Origin of the sequence: Haliscomenobacter sp. (assembly GCF_040403615.1) — a bacterium.
In the GTDB taxonomy this organism is placed as follows: Bacteria; Bacteroidota; Bacteroidia; order Chitinophagales; family Saprospiraceae; genus Haliscomenobacter.
In genome coordinates this window covers 21,123-22,808 of the sequence record NZ_JBBAKG010000022.1, presented here as the reverse complement: position 1 = coordinate 22,808, position 1,686 = coordinate 21,123, and the positions used below count along the sequence as shown (strand labels likewise).

Here is a 1,686-nt window from a genome sequence, read left to right as displayed (position 1 = left end):
CAGGAAATAAGCACTTGTTTAATTTTTTAGGGATAAAAACAAAAAAAAACGGGAGGTTAAAACCTCCCGCTGAAAATCCTCGTTAAGAAACCCTTCACAAAAAAATTCTTTCTGGGATTTAGATGCATTCCTAAAGTGGCTTGATGCCTTTTTTTCCTGGCCGAAGGACTGATTAGAACCGGTGTTGTTGGCTCTAATCAGACCTCTTCGAACAGAATTCATGATTTGTTACACGCAATTAGTTGAAAACCAAAAAACTACTGGAATAAGACCCTCCAGGATCCGCGCTTAACGGAGTGGAGTTATGTTTGACTTTGTTGTCTTCAGTTGGAGTACTTGGCTGGGTAGTCTTAGGTGCAATACTGAGTTCTTGTACGTGATTCAGTACGTTTTCTCCGCAAGTATCATTGATTGTCCAGATTCTTAGAATGCGGTGGTTTACTGCATCAATTTGATCTTTGTAGCCCACGCTGATGCCGTTGAAAATACCTTCCAGAACAATCTGGTCATCGGTGGTATTTTCATTGCCATCGGCATCCAAAATTGGATAACCCGTATACTCCGGTTGAACGTTTTTGTCTACAATTGTATTGTGAGGGAAACGAATGTCTCCCATGTTTGGCTTTTGAACGGCAATGTATTGGCTTGCAACTACTTCGTGTTGTTCATTTACCCATTCACGGGTAACCAGATAAGCCAAGTCGGATAGGAAGGAAAAATCGTGGATGAGTATTTTGGAGCTTGCCTCGCTGTTGATTTGCAAGTTTAATTCATCGCCTGCACGCACAAAGACAGAAACTTTCCCATTTTCGGCAGGAATTTGGCGTGCATTCACCGAAACAGCAAGTGCGGTGGGGTTAGAAAGGGAGCCCCCAATGTCGTTCCAGTTGAAAGTAACGTACCCGCTGCTGGGCACTTTAAAGTTAAAGCGCGGAGCTCGGCGGTCTGCCACAACAACCGGATAATTATTGGTCCCTTCCACCAATAACTGACCGGGAGCTCCGGTGACATCTACCCCACCGGCACTTTGTATGTTTGAATCCACCCAACGGGATGGATCAAAGTATCCTACAAAACCAATTGCGTTACAGCTCAAATCGTAACGCGTCTTCTGCAATTGCAGCGGTTTCTGATCCGCACCTGCTTTGAGCGCAAGCGGAAAAGGAATGGCATCAAGATTCAGCTCTCCAGTACATACCACCGAATAATAGTCGGTGCTAGCTCGATGAGAAAGCTGATTAATGACCTGCTGTGTGCTAGAAGCTTTTTTCTCTACAATCTGAGACAAACTTGCTTGCAAGTTTTGTTGACTATAGAGCAGATTGCTTTGCAACGTAAGAAACATTACAGAACAAAGCAATCCAGTGATCCTGATTTTGGTTACTTTACACATGGAAACAAAGCGTTTAAGCAGACACAATAAATTAGACGAACATCGGGCAAGATGGTCACATGTGGCTACACAACGGTTTTAACCATGAGTAATTGTAATTCAGGCAAGTGTGGATAGAACGCTACGGAGATAAAATTCAAATGCTTGTAATCGGTTGTCATGGGATAATGTTTTGGGACTAAAAAAGAGCCCTCAATTGGACTTCTTGCATTTGTTGTAGAACAAAGATAGTAGTTTAACCCTTAGCATGCTGCTTTTTTGTCACAGAAATTTCATATTTTTTTTCAGCTAAT

Annotated in this window: 1 protein-coding gene; it reads right to left on the bottom strand. The window is 42.5% G+C overall.

All coding sequences use genetic code 11. The features are described from left to right. Positions 1-238: 238 nt before the first annotated feature. Positions 239-1,393, bottom strand: a complete 1,155-nt coding sequence (locus tag ABW391_RS09240; RefSeq protein ID WP_353481567.1) for a hypothetical protein — start codon at positions 1,391-1,393, stop codon at positions 239-241. Positions 1,394-1,686: the final 293 nt, after the last annotated feature.

What these genes read in the sequence shown, in the direction of transcription:
- ABW391_RS09240 (WP_353481567.1), bottom strand. Translation starts at nt 1,393, where the DNA reads ATGTGTAAAGTAACCAAAATCAGGATCACTGGATTGCTTTGTTCTGTA.